Genomic DNA, 22,772 nt, shown 5'->3' with positions numbered 1-22,772 from the left:
CATCACCGGCGCGGCTTCGGGCGGAGCCGCCCCCCCACACCCGTCCGTGCCAGGATGGCGCGCCCTCGCGCTGCCTGTGCGTCTCGCGGCATGGTCCCGGTATACCGCGGGCTCTGTGGCGGCAGGCCCGCGCCTCACGGCCCGCGGCATTCGCTACAAGCTGGGGCCCGTCAGCGCCGCCACGATGCGCTCGATCGACCAGTAGCCTGCCATTCCGCCCATCGCATACACCAGACCGCGCCGCACCGTCTCTGGTTGCATGGGAAGCCGCGCGGCAAAGAGGCGCAGCGCAACCACCAGCGCGATCACGCCGAGCTGACCGACCTCGACGCCCACGTTGAAGAACAAGAGCGCAGTCGGCACATGCTTTTCCGGCAGTCCGATGTCGAGCAGCGACGACGCGAATCCGAGCCCGTGAAGGAGCCCGAAGGCGAACGTGACGGCCCATGGGGCCCGGCGAGCTAGCGAGTCGGTCGGCCGTATGCACTCGCCGCAGACCATCACGATCGAGAGCGCGATGGCCGCTTCGACAGGCGGGGCCGGCAACGTCAACCAGCCGAACACGGCGCAGGCCAGGGTCAGGCTGTGCGCAACCGTGAAGGCCGTGACGGCGCCGATCAGCTTCCTGCCGCCGCGCACGAGGAGCGTGAGCGCAATGACGAAGAGAAGGTGGTCGAACCCGGTCAGGATGTGCTCTATGCCGAGCCGCGTGTAATCGACGACGATCGGCCTCAGCGCGAGAAGCCCGGCGGAAGCGGGAATACCGTAAACCACCAGGCTCGGGTCGCTGCCGGTCAACACCCGAAGAAGTCGGCTTCCATTCCACCACTCGATCACGACCATCACGTTGGTCTCGGCTCCCTCGAGCCAGGGAAGCTCGATGGTGCCGACCAGGCCGGCGTCACCGCAGTCGAGAAACGCTCCATCGAGCTTGCAGCGCGGGGGGAACACGGCGGGCTTTGCGAGCTCGGACCTGAGCGCGGACGAGCTCGCCTCCCAGTGTAAGAGGAACCGCCCCTCGTGCCCTTCCACTTCCGTCAGCGAAAGAGACGCCGAGTTGAGCTCGTGGCCACCTGCGGGGGCGGGCGCCATGAATACGGCCAGCAAGAGCGGCAGGGACCACGCCAGCCGGTGCAGACACAGACGGGTCAAGGCTTCTTCTCGAATCTGTACCGCGCGACGACGCTCTCGACGAAGTCGTCGGCGGCTTGCTTCTTCATCGCGGCGACCCAGTCAGCGGTGAGGATCGGGCGCAATTCCTCGCGGCTGAGCAGCCCCCCACCTACCCGGTTGACCCGCACGAGCAGCAGGCTGTCCTCGGTCTCCAGGGCCTTCCACGTCGCGAGCGGCGAGCTGGAAATGCTCTCGGAAACCGCAGGACCGAACCTGGCTGCAAGCTCATCGCGGGTGAGGTTGCCACCCACGATCGGACGTTCGAGCGTCCTTGGGTCTGCACCGTCGGCCAGCGCAAGTTGATACTTCGACCGCTGCTGCTCTGCGGCGGGGTCGCTCCTGGGAAAAGCTACGACCTGGAATTCATACCGCCGCGGCGTCTCGTACTGGCTCCGGTGAGAGGCCAGCCACGCGTCCAGCTCTGCATCCGTCGGCTTCCGCGCGACCAATTGCTGAGCTGCCCGTGCCCGCAGCTTGTCCGCCAGCACGGTCCGCACCGTCGCGTCCTGCTGCTCGAGCCCCTCCCGCAGCGCCTCACGATAGAGCACCTCGTCCCGCTTCCACGCGTCGATCGCCGCCTTCAGCTCCGCTTCTGTCGGAGCCCGCCCCGTCTGATCGCGGAGCTGCCGCTCCAGGTCCGCCTGCAGCCCCCCGCTGACGACGACCACCCTCGGATCGCCGACGATGAGCCGGTGGGCGAGAAACAATAGCGCGCCGATGAAGAGGAAATGAATGACCGGCTCGCGGAGCAACCGAGCGAAGCTCCTCATGGTTCTCCCGCTGGTGTCAGGCATGGGACGCGCTCTCGTTGGGGGGAGCAGGAAATCCAAACTCTTCGTAGACGTCAAGCCCCAACTGCGGAACCTGTCCGTGGCCAGACGTCTGGCTGTCCGTGGCCAGACGTCTGGCTGTCCGTGGCCAGACGTCTGGCTGTCCGTGGCCAGACGTCTGGCTGTCCGTCATGCGGCCCGACCCACGTTGCGCCCGTCGCCCGGCCGGCCGGCTCCGCGTGGCTGCCGGCGCGCGGGCAGGCGCCGGCCGGGGAGCCCTGGCGCAGCGAGCTAGGGCGCGGGCAAGGTCGGGTTGAGCGGCGGCACCTCGTAGGGCTCCGGGCCCCATATCTGCTCCTCCGGCATGTACACCCGGAGCACGAGATAGAACTCGGACTCCGGCGCCGGCAGCCAGTTGCGCAGGGCGGGATCGGCGGGGCTCGTGGACGGCGCGTCGCGCTGGATGTAGAGGGTCACGGAGCCGTCCTCCGCCTGGGCAAGATCGGAGTCCGATCCGAGCGAGTAGCGTTCGATCGGGTTGGGGACGAAGCCCATCGTGCTCTGGTCGTACATCGACAGCGACCAGAACGCCTTCGCGGGCGGCAGCGCGCCCTCCTCGAAGCGCATCGTGTAGCTCAGCTCGCCGGTCAGGACCCCGCCGACAGCGTCGTGGTAGGCCAGCGGATACACGGCCTCCCGGGGCGAGTTCATGTAGATGTGGCGGTGAGCGGCCTGGGCCCGCTTCCGGTAGTCCCGCCAGCCGTGGCCGAAGACCCGCGTGTCCCTCGGCGGGATGCTCCAGTCGTCGTCGCCGTTCCCCGCGCGCGCCCGGATCACATCGTAATAGGCGCTGGCGACCCCCTGGACCAGCGCCTGCTGGATGTCCGGCGGGAACGCATCCAGGTTGAACGTCTTGCCTGGACCGACGCCGATCGCCGCGAACGCCCGCACCAGGCGCTCGTCGATGCTCGGCGGGGCCTGGAAGGCGGTCAGACACCTGTTCACGAGCTGAAAGAAGCCGGGCAGCGTCGGGGTGTACTGCTGCGGCAGCGAGATCCGGGGGAATGTGAGCGCCGGCGCCGCGGGAGGAGGCGGTCGCTCGAGGAACCTGTGGAGCGGCGTGAGCCGGTACCGCTCCTGGATCGCCCGCACGCTCGGGAGGTCGGCCTGGCCTTTCACCTGCGTCCGGCCGAGGACATACACGAGTCGACTCTGACTCTGGATCGTCTTCGCCACGCCCGGGACGGCCCCTTCCCAGCCGGGGCCCGCGATCAGGTAGCTGGCCGCCGCGAGCTCCCCCTCGTTCGTGCCGATGTAGCCGATGTTGTTGGTGAAGTAGTCGACGAGCTGGAAGCTGTAGTAGCGGTCCGCGATCGCCGGCACGGACAGCACGTACGGCTCGGCGCGCAGGTCCAGCCACGCCTGCGAGTAGAGCGTGTCGTTGTTCGGCGTGACGACGTTCGTCTCGGGGGTGGCGAGCGCCGTCGCGCTCCTGAACTGGTTGAACAGGTGGCCGTGCGCGACGAAGTTGTTGTACATCAGGCTGTAGTTCGCGACCATCGGGTAACCATAGATGGCGGCCGCGCGGGCGAGGAACTGCACCTGGGCACGCGAGAGGGACATACCTTCTTCCTTTCGTGGATCGCTCGATCCCGGCAGGCAGGCGCGAGCCCGCCTCGCCGCAGCACGGCATGAGCGGCCGCGCTGCCGTATGCGCGACGCGGGTCAACAAACAACGTGCCGACGCTCGCGATGTCGAGCTCCGGCCTGGATCCCCGTGGGAGCGCGCGGACAGGCCTCCCCCGCTACGCCCGCACTGTCGCGGGGCCGCGCGCGTCGAGGCGGGCTGTCCTCAGGTGAGGAGCGCTGTCATCAGGAGAGCGACTCCGATCCGGTGAGCCAGCAGAGCGATCGAGGGATACGGCGATATATCGAGCGAGCTCGACCGATGAATCGGTGCGCCCGGCAGCTCGTCAGTGTCTCGATCGAGCGCGACCGATGAATCGGTGCGCCCGGCAGCTCGTCAGTGTCTCGATCGAGCGCGACCGGTGAACCGGGCCGCGCGGCAGATCGTCAGTGTCTCGATCGAGCGCGGCCGAGGGCTCGGTCGCTCGCGACGTTCGTCCGACGCCGCCTCAGCCCCCCGCGGGGCCGAACCGGCGCTCCTCGGCCGGCGGCGTCCCGGGGGGCGGCGGCTCGGGGACGAGCTCGCCGCCGTGGGTCAGCACGTGCCAGCGCGCTTCCCGCGGCTCTGGCGCTGGCCAGCGACGTCCCTGCGCGTCCGGCGCCGGCTTCGGGATCACCCGGAACCGCACCCGCCCGTCGCGCAGCGCCATCTGCACCAGGTTCTGGGAGACTTCCACCTCGCGCGCCAGGGCGAGCACCGGGTGACCCGGGCGATCCAGCGCCAGATCGAGCCGCCCGCCCGCCGACGCCGCCGGCGAGCTCGCGAGGAGCGCCGCGCCGCCGGGGGCCGGCAGCACCGCCACGCCGTCAGGCACCGCGACGCGCCGCCACGCCTGCGGCGCGCCCGGCGGCAGCGGGCTGCGCACGAGCGCCAGCAGCGGCTCGCGTCGGACGCTCGCGGCGCTCGCGGGCGGCTTCGGCCCGAGCAGGAGCAGCGTGCCGTCCGGCGCCGCGACGATCTGCTCGACCGCCCCGGCCGGGATCGCGTGCTCCCCCTCGGCGCGCCACGGGCCCTGCGCGCCCGCCCGCACGAAGAGCGCCGCGCCCCCGCCGCCGCCCCGGCAGACAAGCACGCCGACGCCGGCCGCGTTGCGCAGCGCGACCGGCTGCGGGCACCCCTCGGGCGCCGCGACGGGCGTCACGGTGCCCGCGGCGCGGTCGACCACGGCGAACGTGGGCGGCCGCGCGAGGTGCGCGGCGCAGGCGCCGCCCGGCGGCACGCGCGCCGGATCGCAGACGCCATCGCCGAACGTGGCGACCGAGGTGCGCGTCGGCGGCGGTCGCGGCGGGACGCTCGCGAGCAGGCACAGCGCGCCTTCGCAGGAGGCGCCGTACCCGCCCGTGATGCCGCTCACGACGCCGCCGCCCTCGTCGTCGGCCTTGCAGGGCAGCTCCCGTCCGACCGCCGCGGCGCCTCGCGCCGGCGGCTCGGGCGCCGGCGGGGCGACGGCAGAGCGGAGGGAGCCGGCCGCATGGGCCCGGATCGCGGTGGAGAGGTACAGCGCGGCGCCGAAGGTCGGCCTGCCGTACAGCAGCTCGGCGGGAGCGGCCCTGGTCCACATCCGGCCGTTGCGGCTGAGCACGGCGGGACAGACCGGATCGCCGTTCCAGATCCAGGAGCCGGCGCGCTCGACCGCGCGCGGCTGGAACGGGGAGCGGGCCCAGGTCTGCCCGCGATCCGACGAGAGGAACGTGTCGGGCGCCGCCGGGCGCTGCCCGCGCGCTGGCCCCTCGACGACGGCCGCGAGCACGCCATCGGGCCGCACGAGCACCGCGCGCACCGCCTTGCCCGGCGCGACGACGGCCGAGGTGAAGCTGCGGCCCTCGTCTGCGGTGACGCTGACGCGCTCCCCCGACGCCGCCGCCACGAGGCCGCCAGCGGCGTCCCAGGCCGTCGCGCCAGGGACGTTGCCGCGTAGCGCGAACCCGTCCGGCCGGAGCGCGTCGCGGACGTCGGCGGCGCGGAGGAGGGCGCCCTCCGGCGTGGCGGCATAGAGGGCGTCGCCCCGCAGGCCGGCGACGCCGACCCAGGTGGACCGCGCCGGCAGCTTCAGGGGGCCGACGACGCCGAGCTCCGCGTGGACCGCGAAGGGGCCGACGTCGGAGCCTGCCGCTGCGACCGCCGTGCCCGCGGCGCCGGCCGTGCCTGGGGCGCCGGCCGTGCCTGCGGCGCCGGCCGTGCCTGCGGCGCTGGCCGTGCCTGCGGCGCCGTCTCCTGTCGCGGCGAAGATCGCGACGTGCGTGCCGAGGGCGACCTCGCGGTGGCTGCTGAACAGGTCCCGGTTGGCGCGCGCGCTCTCCGGCTCAAGGAGCGGCGACTCGAGCCAGGCCGCAGGCGGGATCGCGGCGGCCGGCAATGCCAATGGGGCCGACGGATCGACCGTGGCGGCCGGCGGATCGACCGCGCCGGGCGCTGGCGGTGTCACCGGGGCGGGAGGGATCGCGATCGACACCGGCGCGACCCCCGCCGGGGCCAGCCCGGCGGCACGACCGCACGACATCGCGAGCAGCGCCAACGGCGCAAACGACGGGAGCGAGAGACGCCGAGTCACCTTCAGGGAGAACCTCCGGCTCCACCTGTACCAGGCTCCCCCGACGGATCACCAGGCGAGGCGACGCGCTCACGGCGTCGAGGGTGGCGCGCTTCGGACCGGCCGGAGGCGTGAGCCGAGAGAGCGGCGGTCGAACAGCTCGAGACCTCGTCAACCCACGTGGTTTGACGGGAGGCGGGGATGGGTCCTGCAGATCACCGCGACCGTCGTCGACCACGAGCACCGCGGCGCCGAGCTCGGGCCCGCGGCGGCTCACCCGGGCAGGAGCTTGCTGCGCACGTAGCGGTATTCCTGGGTGAGCCCGCCGTAGCCATAGGCCTCTGCGCGGACGTCGTGCACATGGATGTAGCTCTCGTCGTGCAGGTCGCCGAGCAGCCCCGCGAACGCCTCGAAGGCCGCGGCGATGTAGGCCGCCTTCTCGTCCTTGGTGTTGGTGCCGTCGACGACCTTGATATCGAAGTAGAAGCTGCGCTTGCCCTGCTCGGCGAGCGTCCTGCCGCCCACCACCCAGTGCTCGGGCCGCACGAAGTCGAAGGTGATCGCGGTCAGCTCTCGGTTCTTGCGCAGGATCCGCGTGGTGAGATCGAGCAAGATCTCGGTCGCCTGGTGGACGAGCTCCGGGCTGGGCTCGGCGCTGAGCTTGACGTTGAGGATGGGCATGGCGGTTCCTTTCATCACGTTGGTTGTCTGATCACGTTTGATTAGTTAGCTAACTATCAGGCCGAGGTGCCGGGTCCCCGGGGGGCCCGCGGCGGCTATCCGATCGCGGCGCGGATGCCGCGCAGCTGCCCGACGGCCTGCTCGAACACCTGCTTGCCGAGCACCTGCTTGAGCTCCCTGGTGACCTCGGCGCTGGCGGCGTCGAGCGCCTCCGCGATCTGCTCGGCGGCGCGGGTCGGGTGGATGTGCTGCTCGCGCGCGTCGGCCTCGCCGGTCCGGCGCTCGACCAGCCCGCGGCCGACCAGCCCGTCGAGGATGCGGGTGGCGGTGGGCCGCGAGATCGTCATGATCTCGGCGAGCTCGCGCTGAGAGAGGCCCGGTCGCCGGAGCACGACGCGCAGCAGGAAGCCCTGGGGCGGCGTGAGCTCGAGCGGCGCGAACGCCGCGCTCCACGCGCGCTCGAGCAGCCGGGCGAGCGACGTCGTGTTGAAGTACAGGCAGTGATCGAACACGCAGGGACTCTAGCGCCAGATGATTAGGCATGCAACTGTTTTTCCGGAGCGCGGCCCTGGCAGAGGCTTTGCAATGGCTGCGGTGCGGTGCGGTGGCGGAGGCGGTGGCGGAGGCGGAGACCGGGCGATGGCGCGTCCGCCGGATCTCGATCGCCACCCCGTGGCTCGGCGGCGTTAGAGTGTGCCGATGAGCGAGCGCGCGCGGCACGCCGCATATCTCCAGTGCACGACACGAAGCGGCGCGCGCGGGCCGCGGCGGTGCTCGCCTCGGGATCGATGAGAGAGGAGCGATCATGGCCATTGGCTTCCGCGTTCCACAGGGCGAATACGGCTGCTTCTCGAGCTTCTCTGCCCACGGCTTCGAGCTGGATGGACGGCGCTGGAGCACCGTCGAGCACTACTTCCAGGCCCAGAAATTCGCCGGCACCGAGCACGAGGAGCGCGTTCGCCTCGCGCCGACACCCGAGCGCGCGAGGGAGATGGGCCGCGATCGGCGGCTCCCGCTCCGCTCGGACTGGGAGAGCGTCAAGGATGACGTGATGAGGCGCGCGATCCTGCGCAAGTTCGAGACGCACGCCGACATCCGAGGGATACTGCTGGCGACGGGGGACGAGGAGCTCGTCGAGACGTCGCCAGCAGACTACTACTGGGGTTGTGGCGCGGAGGGCGTCGGCAAGAACATGCTCGGGAAGATCTTGATGGAGGCGCGGCGCATCCTGCAGGGTCGCGGGTAGCGGGAAGCAGGCGGTACCGAGCCGCTCAGGGCACCGGCGTCTCGAACGACACGCTGTAGCTCGGCTGCGCAACACGCGTCGTCGAGCCGACGAACGGATCCGAGTCGCGGAGCTGGCCCCAGGTGGGGAATCGGTTCGGCCGGGCGGAGGCGCGGGTGGTCATCGCGCAGCCGACGGTGACGCCGCTCGCGGGCAGGGGTGCCTCGGGGCGATCCGTCCGGTGCGCGGTGATCGGCGCGGCGCGGTCCCCGAGCGCGCCGCGGTCGGCCGGCTGCTCAGGAGCGCGGCCGGGGGATCCCGAGCCGCTGCCGGCGCTCCCACAGGGCCTTGCGGCTGATGCCGAGGCGACGGGCGATCTCGGTCTCGGTCAGCTCGTGCTGATGCTCGAGGACAAAGCGGCGGAAATAGCCCTCGAGCGAGTCGGACGAGGGCGCCCCCTCGTGGGGGTGCGCGGACGGGTGCGCGGGCGGATGCGCGGGCACAGACGCAGGCGGAGCGGGCAGCGGCGGGGCGTCGAGCCCGAGCTGGGCCAGCTCGATCTCGCTGCCCTCGGCGAGGACCATGGCGCGGTGGACCGTGTTCTCCAGCTCCCGGACGTTGCCCGGCCAAGGGGCCGCCGCGATGGCGGCGCGCGCCTCCGGCGACAGGGTGAGCGGCGCCTGGCCCGTCGTCCACGCGCGCCGCTTGAGCAGCGACTCCGCGAGGCGCACCGCGTCGCCGGGGCGCTCGCGCAGCGGCGGCAGGCGGATCTCGAGGACCCGCAGCCGGAAGTAGAGATCGCTCAGGAACGACCCCTCGCGCACCATCGCCGCGAGATCCCGGTGCGTCGTGGCGATGAGGCGCACGTCGACGCGCCGGGCGCGCGCCGCGCCCACGCGACGCACCTCGCCGGTCTGCAGGAAGCGGAGGAGCCGCGCCTGGACCCGCGCCGGCAGCTCACCGATGTCGTCGAGCAGGAGCGTGCCGCCCTCCGCCGCCTCGCACAGCCCGGCGCGCGCCGAGAGCGCGCCGGGGAAGGCGCCGCGCTCGTACCCGAACAGCTCGGCCTCGATCAACCCCTCCGGGATGGCCGCGCAGTAGACCGGGACCAAAGGGAGCTGCCGCCGCGGGCTCAGCCGGTGCACGGCGCGGGCGAGCGTCTCCTTGCCGGTGCCGCTCTCGCCCAGCACGAGCAACGTCGCCTCGCTCGGCGCCACCTTGCGCGCCTGCGCGAACACCTCCCGCATGGCCGCCGAGCCGCCGACCATGCCCTCGAGCTCGTCGTCAGCCGGCGCTGGCGGCATGGACGGCGCTGGCGGCGTGGACGGCGATAGCGGCGCTGGCGGCGTGGACGGCGCTGGCGGCGTGGACGGCGTGGACGGCGTGGCGCCCGGCGCGATCTCGGCGGGGGCGCTCTGCCCGGACCGCGCGCCGGCGAGGTGGTGCTCGACGAGGGCGAGGAGCTCGTCGTGGTCGAACGGCTTCGACAGGTAATCCGCGGCGCCGCGCTTCACCGCGTCGACCGCCGCCTTCACCGTGGCGTAGCTCGTCATGAGCACGACCGGCGCGCCGCCGCACCGACCGACGAGCTCCGTGCCCGGCGCGCCGGGCAGGCGCACGTCGGCCAGCACCAGGTCGAACGCGCGGAGATCGCGGTCCGCCTCGGCCTCGGCGATCGACCCCGCCTCGACCACGTCGTGTCCGTGGCGGACGAGCAGCCGCCGGAGCTCCGTCCGGATGATGACCTCGTCCTCTACCAGCAGGATCCGGCTCATGCCTCCACCTCCGGCCAAGGCTACTCAGGACCGCAACGTCTGAATGCGCAGGGACGCACAACGCGACGTATCAACATGAAGCCGATCGGGAGTCGGCATGATCGACAGGAGCGATCGCGGCGCCGCGACACCGGTTGGTACCGCGCGTGGCGCCACGCGATGGTCGGGGTCACCACGCGCTCCCCGCCGGGGGAGCGCGTGGTCTTCGCCGGGCGCGCACGAGCTCCTCGCGCCCGGCCGTGCTCCCCCGGAGCCCACCTCTATGTCAATGGGCGAACAGCGAGAGGTCGACGGCGTTCGCCATCGTCTCGAGGCCAGTCGGGTTCAAGTGCAGCCAATCGTCGAAGTCCAGGCTATCCTGCAGCCTGGAAGGATCGTTCGGGTCGCGGACCGCCGCGTCCAGGTCGATGACCTCGTCGAACTTGCCGCTCGTGCGGATCCACTCGTTGACCTCCTGACGGGCGGCCTCGTGCTCGACGCTGTCGTACTGCGAGCCGGCGAACGGCAGGATGGGCACGCCGTAAGCGAGCATCCCTGCGTCGTGGGCCTTGTCGATGAACTCGCCGTAGGCCGAGATCAAGCCATCCGCGACGCTCGGGCCGGAGCCGGCGGGGGCGTTGCCGATGTCGTTCACTCCCTCGAGGATGACCAGCCAGCGCGCCCCGCGCTGCTCGAGGACGTCGCGCTGGAAGCGCGCCTTGGCCGTCGGCCCGAGCCCGCCGGACAGCACGGTGCCGCCGCCGATCCCGAGGTTCAGCACGGCCACGTTCTCGGTCCCGGGATTGGCCCGCAGCCGTCGCGACAGGAAGTCCGGCCAGCGCGTGTTCCCGTTCGTGACCGAGCCGCGGCCGTCCGTGATCGAGTCGCCCAGGATGACGATCGCCGCCGCCGTGGGATCGGCCATGACGTCGAGCCCGGTGATGTAGTACCAGTGATCGGTCTTCACCGGAGATGACAGCGTCGCCGACGAGACCCCATCGCCGGTCTGGATATACGAGGTGGTCCGCGAGCCCGGGTGCCCGGTGATCCCGCTCGGGACGTTGCCGAACCGGATGGTCACCGCGAGCTTGCTGATGGGCTTGAGGTTGTAATCGATCGGATCGGAGAAGACAGCCTCGCCCACCGGGATGGTCACCGAATCGGCGCCCGAGAAGGTCAGGGCGTGATCGGTGCCCGTGGCGATGCCGTCGTCGGTCGTCGAGTCCGCGATGTGCACGGACTGCATGGTCACCGGCCCGTCGCCGAACTCGTTCGAGAGCAGCAGCCGCACGTTGCTGCCGCCGATCGAGGTATACACGACCTGACGCAGGGTGTTGTTGGCGAGGCCCGGCGCCGGCGGATTGTTGTTGGTCTCGGTCAGCTGCGGGCCGGTCGTCCAGGTGCCGACCCAGCGCCGCTCACCGGCGCTGCCGCCCTCGCCCCCCGACCCGCCGGTGCCGGTCGCTCCGCCCGCGCCGGCCCCGTTGCCGCCTTCCCCGCCGGCGCCACCTTGCCCGGTGCTGCCCGAAGCGCCGGCGCCCGTGGCGCTCGAGGTCGTCGGCGCGCCGGTGGATCCCGACGCGGCCGTCGAGCCGGAGCCGGAACCGGTGCCGGAGCCGGCGCCGCTGGTCGAAGCCGAGGATCCGGTGGAATCATCGCCGCAGGCGGCGACCGATACAAACAGAAGAGCCCAGAGAATTTTCCGCATGGTCATCAACCCTCGAAAGGTTGCTCCGTTCGTGATCGCCCGAGTTCCCCCGCGGCGCAGCGCCCCAGCCCCCTGCCCCTTCAGCCCATCCGGAGCAAGATCGGCAGATCCAGACGGATCTCCGCCCTGCGTGATGCGGCTACCGGGCCGGTCAAAGAGTTCAATCAGATGGCAGCGTTGCCCGCCGTCGGTGTCGGGCGGCGCGCGCGAGAGCGCGAGTCGATGCCATTGCTCCTCACACGCGCACTCTGCTGTACCACACGAGGATTCGAGGGCCTACACGTTTCACCGCCGCAAGACGCGCGGATGGTCTCGTTGGCGAGGCCGCGTTACGATCGGTAACACCTCGGCGAGATCGCGGCGTGGCCGGCAACACCGGGCCACGTCGCGCCACGGCTGGTCATGCGTGGTCCGGCTCGAGGGGGCGGCGTGGCCCGCGGGCCCCCCGCGCCGCCCAGAGCCACAGCAGCGCCAGCGCCGTCGCCGACATGCCCCCGCCCACCGCGCAAACGCCGCCCCACCCCCAGCGCGTCCAGGCCGCGGTGCCGAGCCACGCCCCGGCCGCGCCGCCCACGAAATAGGTCGTCATGTAGATCGTGTTCATCCGGCTGCGCGCCTCGGGCCGGAGCGAATAGACGCGCGCCTGATTCGAGATCTGGTTGGCCTGCGCCCCGAGATCGAGCAGCACCACGCCGAGCGCGACGCCCCACAGCGACCACCCGAGCAGCCACAGCACCCCGAAGGAAGCGAGCAGCACCGCGATCGCGAGGGCGTTGATCCGCCGGTCGCCGCGCACGTCCGCGTACCGGCCGACGAGCGGCGCCGCGGCGGCCCCGGCCACGCCGACGAGGCCGAAGAGGCCGGCCGTCTGCGGGCCGTGGTGCTCGGGCAGGCTCTCGAGGTAGAGCGCGAGCGTCGCCCAGAACGCGCTGAAGGCGCCGAACGTGAGCGCGCCGAGCGCGGAGTGCAGCCGCAGCACCGGCTCGTCGCGGGCGAGGCGCCCCAGCGAGCGCAGGAGAGCGAGGTACGGCATCGGCGTGACGGGCGGCTGCGCCGGGAGCGAGAGGCGCAGCACCGGGCCCAGCGCGAGCATCACCCCCGCCGCGAGCCAGAACACGGCCCGCCAGCCGAGGTGCGTGCCGACGAAGCCGGCCACCGTGCGCGACAGCAGGATGCCGATGAGGAGCCCGCTCATCACCATGCCCACGACGCGCCCGCGCTGCGCGTCCGGCGCGAGCTGCGCCGCGAAGGGCAAGATCAGCTGGGGCACGACGCTCGCGATGCCCACCGCGAAGCTCGCGGCGACGAGCCACGGCAGCCCCGGCGCGAGCGCCGCGCCGACGAGAGACACGCTCGCCAGCAGCGACATCACGACGATGAGCCGCCGCCGCTCGTGGCTGTCGCCGAGCGGCACGAGGAAGAGCATCGCCGCCGCGTAGCCCACCTGCGTCATCGTGGGCACGAGCCCGAGCAAGCCGCCCGCTGGGGCGCCGAAGGCGCGGCCGATGTCGGCGAGCAGCGGCTGGTTGTAATAAAGGTTGGCCACGGTGGCGCCCGCGGCCGCCGCCATCAGCCAGACCAGCCCGGGGCGCAGCGACGCGGGCGAGGACATGGAGGAGGTCTGCATGGGAGAAGGAGGGCAGCGCAGGCATACGCCGCGTGCCCTCCCACATCAATCGCACAAGCCTGTCCGGCTTCCCCTGATCAGGAAGGGAGAGGAGCGGGAGCTATCGAGTCGCGTCGCGTCGCGGGGTGCGACGCGGCGCGGCCGGCCCCCGCGGCGCCCGTCACCCGCGGGGGCACTCGCCGAGCAGCGCCACCGAGACGCCCGCCTGGTGCGCGGCGCACGCGTTGCTGTACGTCCGGTCGTCGCAGCCGCAGACCGGGTCGTAGTTCGCCGTGCACGCCTCCGGGATGACGTCGCAGGTGCCCGTCTGGTCGGCCGCGCCGCAGATCGCATCCAGGCTGTAGTTGCAGAAGAACCCGGGCTCGCACGCGAAGCCGGCGAGGCCGCCGCAGATCTGCCCAGGGGCAGGCGCGCACTCGCCGCGCGACGCGACCGAGACGCCCGCCGCGTTCGCGGCGCACGCGTTGCCGTACGTCTTGCCGTCGCAGCCGCAGACCGGGTTGTACTCGAACGTGCACGCCTCCGGGATCGGCGCGCAGGTGCCCGGCGCGTCGAACGTGCCGCACTCGTCCTCCGGCGCGAAGTCGCAGAAGAACCCGGGCTCGCACGCGCCGCCGCCGCGGGAGCCGCAGAGCTGCTCGGGGGGAGGCTCGCACTCGCCGCGCGACGCGACCGAGACGCCCGCCGAGTTCGCGGCGCACGCGTTGCCGTACGTCTTGCCGTCGCAGCCGCAGACCGGGTTGTACTCCTCGGTGCACGCCTCGGGCGTGGGCACGCAGACGCCCGTCTGGTCGCCCGCGCCGCACTGGGCCTCAGGCGCGTAGTCGCAGAAGAACCCGCGGTCGCACGCCAGGCCGGCGAAGCCCCCGCAGAGCTGCTCGGGGGGAGGCGCGCACTCGCCGAGCGACGAGATCGACACGCCCGCCGCGTTCGCCTCGCACTCGTTGCCGTACGTCTCGCCGTCACAGCCGCAGACCGGGTTGTACTCCCTCGTGCACGCCGTGGGGACGCGCTCGCAGGTGCCCGTCTGGTCGAACGCGCCGCACATGGCCTCGAGCTCGTAGTCGCAGAAGAAGCCGCGCTTGCAGCTGAGGCCGAGGAGGCCGCCGCAGGCGCGCCCCTCGTGCCCGCCGCCGCCCCTCACCTCCTCGGAGCCGGAGTCGGTGTCGGTGTCGGCGGTCCCGTCGACCACGTCCACCTGACAGCCCACGGTGAGCGGGATCATCGAGAGCGCGAGCCAGAGAACGGAACCGATACGGCTGCTCTTGATACGATTCTGAACGTTCATGATGTTCCTCCAACAAAGGCCCCGCCGATGCCGGCGAGGCGAAAGACACGAGCGAGCCCCTCCCCTCCCGAGGAGGGGCCCCTGGCGCCGAGCGCGAGCGCGGCGCGTGATCCGATGTCGCCTCCCCGGCCGGTCTAGTCGGGGAGCGTGAGCGTCAGCGCGCGGCGACCGGGCTCGGGCGCCGTCACGTCGAGAAACAGCACGTCCTCGCGCTCGACCCCGCCGCCGTCCGCGCGGACGGTGACGAGGGTGGACTCGCCCGACGGCACCACGAAGGCCGCCTCCGGGCTGACGCTGAACGGCCCGCCTTCGCGGCGCAGGCGCGGCGCCTCGATGGAGACGTCGTCGGCGCACGTGTTGCGGACGACGATGTCGCGGGCGCCGCCCTCGACGGTGACCCACGCCTCGGGCTCCATCTCGAGGCAGGGCAGGTGATCGAGGATCCGCAGCGTGGAGCCGGCGGGCGACGCGTCGAGCAGCAGGTCCACCGGCCTCGAACGGCGCTGGCCCTGCTTCACCTGCACCCGCAGGATGTTCTCCGTCGAGGCGGTCACGGTGACGAGGAAGCTTCCGTCCTCGTTCACCTCCCCGAGCACCGGCGCGTCCGTCGTGTCGAGGTTCGTCACGACGATCAAGCCCTCCGCCGGCGCGACCGCGCCAGGCCGGCCCTCGACGGAGATCTGGTCCCGCAGGATCCCGAACTCCCCGTTCACCCCGACCAGCTCGCCGACCACGATCGGATCGCGGACCGGCGGGCTCGGTTGCGGGCTCACGACGCAGCCGCCGAGGAGCACCGCGAGGAGCGCCACGACCGCGCCCCGCCGGTCTCCGTCTCTGGCTGTCGTCCGCGTCGCCGTCGCCATGCCTTCCCCTTCAGCAAGGGCAATGCCGAAGGAAAAGATTCGGAAATCAGCGCGAAATCCAAGGCACAGGTGTCTCATTTAGTGTCTCACTGTCTCAGGTGGCACATCGGTGATACACTGTGCACGTGAGCCCCGCCGAGGGAACCCTCGTCGCCCGCCGCTACCGCCTGATCCGCCCGCTGGGGCGGGGCGGCCTCGCCACGGCGTGGCTCGCGCGCGACGAGGCGCTCGGGCGCGACATCTGTCTCAAGCTGCTCGGGCGCGCGCGCAGCGCGGAGCGGGCGGCGTTCCGCGGCGAGTTCAGGATGCTGGCGGGCCTCTTCCACCCCCACCTCGTCCGGGTGCACGACTTCGGCATGCTCCGGGAAACCGGAGAGCCGCGGTTCTACTTCACCTCCGAGGCGGTGCTCGGGGCGCCCCTCGACGAGTACGTGACAGGCCGGCGCTTCGAGGAGGTGCGGGCCGCGATCGTGGACGTGCTCGACGCCCTGCGCTTCCTCCACCGCGCGCGCATCCGGCACGGCGACGTGAAGCCGGCCAACATCCTCGTGGGCGCCTCGGGGCGCGCGGTCCTGATCGATCTGTCGTGCGCGGCGCGGGTCGGCGCGCGGCCCGACGGCGGCGTCTCGGGCACCCAGGGGTTCCTCGCGCCGGAGGTGATCCGCGGCGAGCCGGCCGACGGCCGCGCGGATCTCTTCTCGCTCGGCCGCACCCTCGGCGCGATCGCGCCGCTGCTGGCGGAGCCGCTGCCGGAGGCGATCGCCGCGCTGGCCGAGCGCCTCGTCCGGCCCGAGCCGCGCGACCGGCCCGCCGACGCGGGCGAGGTACTCGACTGGGTGGGCGCGTCGCCGCGCGCGCTGGCCCCGCCGCCGCCGGAGCCGCCCCACCTCGTCGGCCGCGACGCGGAGATGCGCGCCGTGGCCGAGGCGCTCGCGGCGCTCGAGCGGGGCGAGCGCGGGCCGCGCCTGTGCGTGATCGCCGGGGAGCCCGGCTGCGGGAAGAGCCGCCTCCTGCGCGAGGCGAAGTGGAGCGCCGAGCTCCGGATGGAGGCCGTCGAGGGGTTCGCCCGGGCCGGCGCGCCGGTGGCGTCGATGCTCGGCCGCGCGACGGGCGAGGAGGGGCTGCCGGCCGGGGCGCTCGGCGCCCTGCGCGCGCACGAGCGCCTGACGCGCGGTCGGTCGGGGGCGGGGGCAGAGCCGCTGGTGCTCGTGCTCGACGACGCGGACGAGGTGTGCGGGGCGGACCGGGAGATGCTCGAGGCGCTGGTCCGCCTGCTGGGCCCCGAGGACCCGGTGCTGCTCCTCGCGGCCGAGCGCATCCCGCACGGGGGCGGCCGGGCGCCGCTCGCCGCCGTGGCCGCCGAGGCGGGGCAGAGCGCGCGCGAGGTCGCGCTGCCGCCGCTCGGGCGCGAGGCGGTGCAGCGCTGGATGGACGACATCGGCCTGGGCGACGCGACCGAGGCCGTGCTGCGCGCGAGCGCGGGGTGGCCCGCGGACCTCGTGGTGACCGCGGGGCGGGTCGCGGAGAGCGGCGACGTCGCGGGGCTCGACGCGACGACGCCCGGGGCGAGCGCGCGCTACGCGCTGCGGCTGCGGGGGCTGCGGGGGACGCTGCGCGACGCCGTGGCGACGCTGGCCGTGCAGGGCGGCGCGGTCGCCGACGAGGAGCTGCCGTCGCTCGGGCTGCCGGTGGCGCACCTGGCCGAGCTCGCGGCCCGCGGCGTCGCCGCCCGCGCCGCGGGGGGCTGGACGCTGACGCGCGCCGGGCCGATCGCCGCCCTGCTGGAGGCGCTCGGGGGCGAGGCGGTGCGCGCGGCGCACGCGCGGGTCGCCGGGGCGTACCCGGCGCGGGTCGAGCAGCAGGTGCTGCACCTCGCCCTGTCGGGCGACGCGGGGGCCGCCGAGCGCCTGTTCCTGGCGCGCCGGGCCGAGCGCGACGCGGACCCGCGGCGGTGGGCCGCGGCCGCGGAGGCGCTGCTCGAGGCGGCGACGGCGGCGGAGACGCTGCTCGAGATCGCGTCGACCCTCCAGCGCGGCGGCCGCGCGGCGCGGGCGCGCGAGGTGCTGGAGCAGCTGCTCGCGGCGGGGCAGGACGCGGGGGTCGGCGCGCGGCGGGGGCAGGCGCTCGTCCGGCTGGGCGCGTGCCTGCTCGAGCTGGGCGACCCGACCGGGGCGCTGGCGCGGCTCGAGGAGGCCGAGGGGGCCGAGGGGGCCGAGGGGGCCGAGCGGGAGGCGGGGGACGCCGGGGCGTCGTCGGCGTTCACGCCGCGCGAGCGGGCGGGCCTGGCCGACCTGGCGAGCCGGGCGCTGCTGCGGCTCGGCTCCCACGCGGAGGCGCGCGCCCGCGCCGAGCCGGCGCTCGCCTGCTGCGACGACCCGGAGGTGCTCGCGAGCCTGCACGAGGACGTGGGGGTGGCGGCGAGCTACCTCGGCGAGCGCCGGCTCGCCGGGCTGCACCTCGGGCTCGCGGCCGGGCTGCACCGCGACAGGCGCGCGCCGCGGGCGCTCGTGCGCGCGCTGTCGTACCAGGCCATCGACGCCTTCCGCGCCGGGGAGGTCGAGGCGGCGCTCGTCGGCTACCGGCAGGCGCTCGCCACCGCGGAGGAGCACGGCCTCGGGGACCTCGTCGCGCGCTGCAGCCTCAACGTGGGTACGGCGTGCCACCAGTCGGGCGAGCTGGGCGAGGCGCTCGCCGCCTACGAGCGCGGCGCCCGGCTCGCCTCGGCGCTGGGCCAGGCCGACCTGGTGCTCGTGCTCGACTTCGACCTGGCGAAGCTCTGGGCCGACGTGGGGGCGTTCGAGCGCGCGGCCCGCGTGGCGTCGCGCGTGGAGGCGGAGGCGGCGCGGCGGGGGGCGCCGTTCTTCGCGGCGGCGGCGGCGTCCGTGCTGGGGGATTGCGCGCTCGCGGCCGGCGACGCCGAGGAAGCCGCGCGGTGCTTCGAGCGCTCGCGGCGGGGGTTCGAGGCGCAGGGCGCGCAGCGGGAGGTCGTGGAGGAGGAGCTCGAGCTGTGCCGGGCGCACCTGGCGCGCGGCGCGCTGGGCGAGGCGCGCGCGGCGCTGGCCCGGGCGCGCGAGCACGGCGCGGTCCGGGAGGCGCCCGACCTCGGGGCGCGCGCCGCGCTGCTCGAGGGGCGGCTCGCGCTGCTCGAGGGCGGCGACGACGACGGCAACCTCGGCGAGGGCGAGCGCAACCTCGGCGAGGGCGGCGGCAACCTGGGTCGGGCCGACGCCAACCTGGGTCGGGCCGACGCCAACCTGGGTCGGGCCGACGCCAACCTGGGTCGGGCCGACGCCAACCTGGGTCGGGCCGACGCCAACCTGGGTCAGGGCAACCTGGGTCGGGCCGACGCCAACCTCGGTCGGGCCGACGCCAACCTGGGTCAGGGCAACCTGGGTCGGGCCGACGCCAACCTGGGTCGGGACCTCGCCGCGGCCCGGGAGCTCCTCGAGCGCGCCCTCGGGCTCGCCGAGCGCGCAGCGCAGCCGGATCTCGTCGCGGACGTACGCCTGGCGCTCGCCGACGCCGAGGAGCTCGCCGGCGCGCCCGACGCCGCGGCAGCGCAGCGGGCACGCGCGACCGCCGCCTGGACCGCCATGGCGCGCTCGCTGCCAGAAGCGCTGCAGCACGCCTTCTGGACGCACCCCCGCCGCCGCGCCGCGCGCCCCGCGCCAGCCGACGCCGCGCCGCCGCCAGGGAGCACCGAGGCCCAGGCGCAGCCCGCGTCCGGGCGCGCCGCCAAGCTCGAGCGCCTGCTCGAGGTGTTCCGCAAGCTCAACTCCTCCGTCGAGATCGCCGACATCCTCGCCATGGCCATGGACGCCGCGATCGACCTCACGGCCGCGGAGCGCGGGTTCCTGCTGCTCGAGCAGCAGGGCGGCGAGCTCCGCGTGACCGTCGCGCGCAACGTCGACCGGGAGAAGGTCGGCAGGAGCCACCTCAAGTTCAGCTACAGCATCGCCGAGCGCGCGATCGCGACCCAGGAGCCCGTGGTCACCGTCGACGCGCAGGAGGACGAGCGCTTCCGCGAGCACGCGTCGGTGCACGCGATGCGGCTCAGGTCCGTCATCGCCGTGCCGATCCGCTCGCCGGACGGCGTGCTCGGCGCCCTCTACCTCGACAACCGCTTCCGGCGCGCCCGCTTCGCCCCCGAGGACGTCGACCTGCTCCTCGCCTTCGCCGACCAGGTCGCGCTCGCGCTGCGCAACGCGCGGCTCGTCGAGGACCTGCGCCGCCGCACCACGGAGCTCGAGGCCGAGCGGCGCCGCGTCGAGGAGCTGCTGCGCGGACAGGCCGCCGAGATCGACCGCCTCCAGGAGGAGGTCCTCGTGCGCCAGCAGGCCCTGGAGCACCGCTACGACTACGGCGCCATCGTGGGGCGCGGCCCCGCGCTCCGCGCGATGTTCGCGACGCTCGACCGCGTGGTCGACACGCCGGTCAGCGTGCTCGTGACGGGCGAGAGCGGCACCGGCAAGGAGCTCGTGGCGCGCGCCATCCACTTCGCCGGCCCACGCAAGGGCGGGCCGTTCATGGGGATCAACTGCGCCGCGCTCCCCGCGGCGCTGCTCGAGTCGGAGCTCTTCGGGCACGTCCGCGGCGCGTTCACGGGGGCCGACAGGGACCGGACCGGCCTCGTCGTCGCGGCGCGGGGCGGGACGCTGTTCCTCGACGAGCTGGGCGAGATGCCGCTCGAGGTGCAGGCGAAGCTGCTCCGCGTGCTCCAGGAGCGGGAGGTGCGCCCGGTCGGCAGCGCCGAGGCCGTGCGCGTCGACTTCCGCCTCGTGTGCGCGACGAACCGCGATCTGCTCGCCGAGACGGCGCGCGGGCGCTTCCGCGAGGATCTCTACTACCGCGTCGCGGTGGTCCAGATCCGGCTGCCGCCGCTGCGCGACCGGCTGGAGGACCTGCCGGAGCTCGCCCTCCACTTCGTGCGCCGCGCCGCCGAGCAGCTCGGCCGCCCGGCCCCGCTGCTCTCCCGCGAGGCGCTGCGGCGGCTCGGCCAGCACCGGTGGCCCGGCAACGTGCGCGAGCTGGAGAACGTGATCACGAAGGCCGTCGTGCTCTGTGACGGCCGCAAGATCGGCCCCGACGACGTCGACCTGCCCCGGGCCCGCGACGGCGGCGGCCGCGGCACGCCGAGGTCCCCGCGCGACGAGCGCGCCGCGCTGCTCGGCGCGCTCGAGCGGACCGGATGGAACGCGCTGCAGGCCGCGCGCGAGGCGGGGATGTCCAGGGCGACGTTCTACCGGAAGCTGCGGCGGCTCGGGATCGAGCGCCCGACCAGCGCCCGCGAGGACTGACCCTCAGCGTCGCGCAGCGAACGAACGAGCAGGCCATGACGAGCGCCAGCGTCGGGCGCTGTTCACGTGTCCGTCAGAGGCGCACACGGGATGAGGCCATTTCGTCCGAGATGACCGATTCTCCTGATCTTGGCCGTGCCTGCACGGGGCAGTTCGCCCCACCTGGGGCGGTCCGCCATGAAGGGAGGCATGAGCCCGGTTGCCGCCTTGCGTGGCGATCGATTCGACGGATGAGCCTTCCACGATGCAGCGCGGAAAAGAGCATCTCGTTACCCGAAGTGAGGAACATCATGATCCGCCCCGGCCACAGCAGCGCACGGACGGACGCTATTTGCCGGTGGTGGCCCGGACCTTGCTGAGGCGTCGGGACATGAACACTGCGAAACTCTTCCTCGCTATGTCTCTCTCGGTAGCTGCCGCGGTCGGCTGCGACAGAGCGGAGGGCACGTCTCGTTCAGACAACAACACCGCGACCGTGCCTGGCGAGGTCGCCCAGCGGGCGAACAACCCCACGCCGGCGGCGGCCGACAACACGGACAAGAACGATCGCGATCGCGATCCCGCCGCGCTGACCCCCGGGGATCAGGGCGAGAACGAGACCGACCGCACGATCACCCAGAAGATCCGCCAGGCGGTGGTCGCGAACGACACGCTGTCGATGAACGCCAAGAACGTCAAGATCATCACGAACGGGCAGGTCGTCACGCTGCGCGGCCCGGTGAAGAGCGACAAGGAGAAGGCCGACATCGCCGCGATCGCACAGGGGATCCCGGGCGTGCAGAAGGTCGATAACCAGCTCGAAATTGACGTTGATTGAACCAGTCCGAAAGGAAGACACCATGACAACGAAGAAAGCGGTTCTGGGCCTCGTGAGCACGCTCGCTCAGGCAGACATCATCGTCGGCGAGCTACAGCGCGCCGGGTTCCTGACCAGCGATATCTCGGCGCTGTTCCCGGACAAGCACGGGACGCGGGACTTCGCGCACGAGAAGAACACGAAGGCGCCCGAGGGCGCGACGGCCGGCGCCAGCGCGGGCGGCGCGCTCGGCGGGACCATCGGCCTGCTCGCCGGCATCGGCGCGCTCGCCATCCCCGGGCTCGGGCCGTTCATCGCGGCCGGGCCGATCATGGCCGCGCTGAGCGGCGCCGCGGCCGGCGCCGCGCTCGGCGGCGTGACCGGCGCCCTGATCGGGCTCGGCATCCCCGAGGTGGAGGCCAAGCAGTACGAGGGCAAGATCAAGGGCGGCAACATCCTGATCTCGGTCCACGTGGAGAACAGCAACGAGCGCTCGCTGGCCAAGCAGGTCCTGGAGCGCGGCGGCGCTACCGACATCGCCGTCCTCACCGAGGAAGGCCTCTCGACGAAGGACAAGGCGCTGGCCTGAGCGCGGCGCGCCAGGTCTGACCCTTGAAGAAGACGTGACCGAGAGCGGCTGCCCGTCCGGCGCCCGGCCCCCCTGGCGGCGTCAGGCGGGCAGTTGCTCTGGGTCGACCTCGCGGAGCTGCCCGCCCGACGCTGCACCCCCCCAGCGGCGTCAGGCGGGCAGCTGCTCGAGGTCGATCTCGTCAGATGGCGTGATGTCGGCCTTGAGGAAGCGCTGCATCTGGCGCAGCGCATAGGCGTTGTCCTCCTCGCCCTCCGACGCGATGCAGTCCGAGGGGACGAGCAGCCGGTAATCGCGCATGTAGGCGTCGTTCGCCGTGAACAGGACGCAGATGTTCCCCGCCATGCCGGTGAGGATGAGCGTCTGCACGCCGAGGGATTCGAGCAGGATCTCCAGCGTGGTGCCGTAGAAGCCCGAGTGCTTGGGCTTGAGCACGAAGTAGTCCTCCTCTCCAGGCCGCAGCAGCGCCGCGATCTCCCGGCCGCGCACGCCGTCCTCCAGGCAGTGCTCGATCTGCCGGTGGAAGTTGGACTGCCACCGGCCGAAGTTGTCGTTCACATAGACGACGGGGATGCCTGCATCGCGACACCGCTGCTTCAGCGTTCGGATGCGGTGCGCCATCGGGAGCGCATGGGCGAGCAGCCGGTCGCCTTCCGGGAAGTCCAGGTCATTGATGACGTCTATGAGGAGCAGCGCCGTCCGGCTGTTGTCCGGCGCAGCTCCGTGCAGGTCATGGGTCCGACGCGGCATGTTGGCTGTTCGTTATACAGCGATCACAGGCGAG

General features: G+C 73.0%; 17 protein-coding genes. 4 read left to right on the top strand and 13 right to left on the bottom strand.

Annotated elements, in window-relative coordinates:
• Positions 1-153: 153 nt before the first annotated feature.
• The 6 genes from WME89_RS16155 to WME89_RS16130 all read right to left on the bottom strand — a co-directional run bounded on the left by WME89_RS16155 (position 154) and on the right by WME89_RS16130 (position 7,353).
• Positions 154-1,152 carry a HupE/UreJ family protein gene (locus WME89_RS16155; protein ID WP_438010036.1) on the bottom strand — a complete coding sequence of 333 codons (999 nt, stop codon included), beginning with the start codon at positions 1,150-1,152 and terminating at the stop codon, positions 154-156.
• Complete coding sequence (locus WME89_RS16150) at positions 1,149-1,925, bottom strand: peptidyl-prolyl cis-trans isomerase (protein WP_438010035.1); 777 nt, start codon at positions 1,923-1,925, stop codon at positions 1,149-1,151. The genes WME89_RS16155 and WME89_RS16150 overlap by 4 nt, the downstream gene beginning before the upstream one ends.
• 309 nt (positions 1,926-2,234) lie before the next feature.
• Positions 2,235-3,566 (bottom strand): DUF1254 domain-containing protein, encoded by a 1,332-nt coding sequence (locus tag WME89_RS16145; RefSeq protein ID WP_438010034.1) that lies wholly within the window; start codon positions 3,564-3,566, stop codon positions 2,235-2,237.
• Between the two features lie 512 nt (positions 3,567-4,078).
• Positions 4,079-6,130: a hypothetical protein gene (locus WME89_RS16140; protein ID WP_438010033.1), complete on the bottom strand. Its 2,052-nt coding sequence runs from the start codon at positions 6,128-6,130 to the stop codon at positions 4,079-4,081.
• A 303-nt stretch (positions 6,131-6,433) separates the two neighbouring features.
• On the bottom strand, positions 6,434-6,841 hold the full coding sequence (locus WME89_RS16135; protein WP_438010032.1) for a tautomerase family protein: 408 nt from the start codon (positions 6,839-6,841) through the stop codon (positions 6,434-6,436).
• A 95-nt stretch (positions 6,842-6,936) separates the two neighbouring features.
• Positions 6,937-7,353 carry a MarR family winged helix-turn-helix transcriptional regulator gene (locus tag WME89_RS16130; RefSeq protein WP_438010031.1) on the bottom strand — a complete coding sequence of 139 codons (417 nt, stop codon included), beginning with the start codon at positions 7,351-7,353 and terminating at the stop codon, positions 6,937-6,939.
• A gap of 293 nt (positions 7,354-7,646) precedes the next feature.
• Between WME89_RS16130 and WME89_RS16125 the strand changes: the two genes are divergently transcribed.
• Entirely contained in the window at positions 7,647-8,087 is a 441-nt protein-coding gene (locus tag WME89_RS16125) for an NADAR family protein (RefSeq protein WP_438010030.1), read from the top strand.
• Between the two features lie 25 nt (positions 8,088-8,112).
• On the opposite strand, the gene WME89_RS16120 is transcribed toward WME89_RS16125, so the two are convergent.
• The 6 genes from WME89_RS16120 to WME89_RS16095 form a co-directional block, all read right to left on the bottom strand.
• Positions 8,113-8,250: a hypothetical protein gene (locus WME89_RS16120; protein WP_438010029.1), complete on the bottom strand. Its 138-nt coding sequence runs from the start codon at positions 8,248-8,250 to the stop codon at positions 8,113-8,115.
• 112 nt (positions 8,251-8,362) lie between these two features.
• Positions 8,363-9,841, bottom strand: coding sequence for a sigma-54-dependent transcriptional regulator (locus tag WME89_RS16115; RefSeq protein WP_438010028.1), 1,479 nt, complete (start codon positions 9,839-9,841; stop codon positions 8,363-8,365).
• 265 nt (positions 9,842-10,106) lie between these two features.
• Positions 10,107-11,528 carry an SGNH/GDSL hydrolase family protein gene (locus tag WME89_RS16110; protein WP_438010027.1) on the bottom strand — a complete coding sequence of 474 codons (1,422 nt, stop codon included), beginning with the start codon at positions 11,526-11,528 and terminating at the stop codon, positions 10,107-10,109.
• A 400-nt stretch (positions 11,529-11,928) separates the two neighbouring features.
• On the bottom strand, positions 11,929-13,140 hold the full coding sequence (locus WME89_RS16105; RefSeq protein ID WP_438010026.1) for an MFS transporter: 1,212 nt from the start codon (positions 13,138-13,140) through the stop codon (positions 11,929-11,931).
• A 175-nt stretch (positions 13,141-13,315) separates the two neighbouring features.
• On the bottom strand, positions 13,316-14,443 hold the full coding sequence (locus WME89_RS16100; RefSeq protein WP_438010025.1) for a Kazal-type serine protease inhibitor family protein: 1,128 nt from the start codon (positions 14,441-14,443) through the stop codon (positions 13,316-13,318).
• Between the two features lie 134 nt (positions 14,444-14,577).
• Positions 14,578-15,306 (bottom strand): hypothetical protein, encoded by a 729-nt coding sequence (locus WME89_RS16095; protein WP_438010024.1) that lies wholly within the window; start codon positions 15,304-15,306, stop codon positions 14,578-14,580.
• Positions 15,307-15,431: 125 nt separating this feature from the next.
• On the opposite strand from WME89_RS16095, the gene WME89_RS16090 reads away from it, so the two are divergent.
• The 3 genes from WME89_RS16090 (at position 15,432) to WME89_RS16080 (ending at position 21,988) form a co-directional block, all read left to right on the top strand.
• On the top strand, positions 15,432-20,603 hold the full coding sequence (locus tag WME89_RS16090) for a sigma 54-interacting transcriptional regulator (RefSeq protein ID WP_438010023.1): 5,172 nt from the start codon (positions 15,432-15,434) through the stop codon (positions 20,601-20,603).
• A gap of 211 nt (positions 20,604-20,814) precedes the next feature.
• Positions 20,815-21,420 (top strand): BON domain-containing protein, encoded by a 606-nt coding sequence (locus WME89_RS16085; RefSeq protein ID WP_438010022.1) that lies wholly within the window; start codon positions 20,815-20,817, stop codon positions 21,418-21,420.
• 22 nt (positions 21,421-21,442) lie between these two features.
• Positions 21,443-21,988, top strand: coding sequence for a DUF3341 domain-containing protein (locus WME89_RS16080; RefSeq protein ID WP_437666279.1), 546 nt, complete (start codon positions 21,443-21,445; stop codon positions 21,986-21,988).
• 150 nt (positions 21,989-22,138) lie between these two features.
• On the opposite strand, the gene WME89_RS16075 is transcribed toward WME89_RS16080, so the two are convergent.
• Positions 22,139-22,738 (bottom strand): cysteine hydrolase family protein, encoded by a 600-nt coding sequence (locus tag WME89_RS16075; protein ID WP_438010021.1) that lies wholly within the window; start codon positions 22,736-22,738, stop codon positions 22,139-22,141.
• Positions 22,739-22,772 lie beyond the last annotated feature (34 nt).

The sequence above is a fragment of the Sorangium sp. So ce321 genome (assembly GCF_051530195.1).
Taxonomy (GTDB): Bacteria; Myxococcota_A; Polyangia; order Polyangiales; family Polyangiaceae; genus Sorangium.
The sequence above is the reverse complement of the archived record's forward strand: the minus strand, read 5'-3'. Positions and strand labels throughout refer to the sequence as shown.

Coding starts and splice junctions, on each gene's coding strand:
- WME89_RS16135 (WP_438010032.1), bottom strand. CDS start 6,841: ATGCCCATCCTCAACGTCAAGCTCAGCGCCGAGCCCAGCCCGGAGCTC.
- WME89_RS16145 (WP_438010034.1), bottom strand. CDS start 3,566: ATGTCCCTCTCGCGTGCCCAGGTGCAGTTCCTCGCCCGCGCGGCCGCC.
- WME89_RS16100 (WP_438010025.1), bottom strand. CDS start 14,443: ATGAACGTTCAGAATCGTATCAAGAGCAGCCGTATCGGTTCCGTTCTC.
- WME89_RS16075 (WP_438010021.1), bottom strand. CDS start 22,738: ATGCCGCGTCGGACCCATGACCTGCACGGAGCTGCGCCGGACAACAGC.
- WME89_RS16080 (WP_437666279.1), top strand. CDS start 21,443: ATGACAACGAAGAAAGCGGTTCTGGGCCTCGTGAGCACGCTCGCTCAG.
- WME89_RS16110 (WP_438010027.1), bottom strand. CDS start 11,528: ATGCGGAAAATTCTCTGGGCTCTTCTGTTTGTATCGGTCGCCGCCTGC.
- WME89_RS16140 (WP_438010033.1), bottom strand. CDS start 6,130: ATGTCGTGCGGTCGTGCCGCCGGGCTGGCCCCGGCGGGGGTCGCGCCG.
- WME89_RS16125 (WP_438010030.1), top strand. CDS start 7,647: ATGGCCATTGGCTTCCGCGTTCCACAGGGCGAATACGGCTGCTTCTCG.
- WME89_RS16115 (WP_438010028.1), bottom strand. CDS start 9,841: ATGAGCCGGATCCTGCTGGTAGAGGACGAGGTCATCATCCGGACGGAG.
- WME89_RS16105 (WP_438010026.1), bottom strand. CDS start 13,140: ATGTCCTCGCCCGCGTCGCTGCGCCCCGGGCTGGTCTGGCTGATGGCG.
- WME89_RS16120 (WP_438010029.1), bottom strand. CDS start 8,250: ATGACCACCCGCGCCTCCGCCCGGCCGAACCGATTCCCCACCTGGGGC.
- WME89_RS16095 (WP_438010024.1), bottom strand. CDS start 15,306: ATGGCGACGGCGACGCGGACGACAGCCAGAGACGGAGACCGGCGGGGC.